1 pseudogene is annotated in these 553 nt (G+C 33.5%); it reads right to left on the bottom strand.

Annotated elements, in window-relative coordinates:
• Positions 1-511, bottom strand: a pseudogene (locus BBI00_RS15290) (beta-carotene 15,15'-monooxygenase); the annotation flags it as partial.
• Between the last annotated feature and the right edge of the window lie 42 nt (positions 512-553).

Genomic DNA, 553 nt, shown 5'->3' on the forward strand with positions numbered 1-553 from the left:
TTTCACCGATAAAAGTGATCCAGCCCTGCACGTATTCCGAGGCATATAGTTTGTAATCCTTGGTGGGAATAATTACGCCGTCAATAATATTCTGAAGCTCTTCGATTCTGCCCCGGGTTTTAATAACAGTTTCTTTTATCATTCCAATGTTGGAAAGGATTTCTTCTATTTCTTTTTTTAAAATATTGACTTTATCCTGAAAGAATTCAATTCTCTTTTGCCTGATTTCCTGTTCATTTTTAATCTTATCTTTTTCACGGTGTTCTTTCATTACAAAGTCAAAAACCAACCCCCAGATAATGTATACAATAAATCCCGCGAAAATTATTCCCCAAAACTGAATTTTGGTAAAAGCACTTTTAATATCAAAGGGTGGAGATTCAAAAGTTTTGTTTAATTCATACAATTTTGACTCAATTTCGTAGGCTAAAATGCAGTCGAAAATAAATGTCACGATAAATAATAAACCAAGCTTGATATAGTTGGCTCTCGTTTTATTCTCCCAGAACATGTGAATTAAGTAACCCAATCCTAGGAATACAAAGGGAATCAA

This window comes from Chryseobacterium arthrosphaerae (assembly GCF_001684965.1).
GTDB classification, from domain to species: domain Bacteria; phylum Bacteroidota; class Bacteroidia; order Flavobacteriales; family Weeksellaceae; genus Chryseobacterium; species Chryseobacterium arthrosphaerae.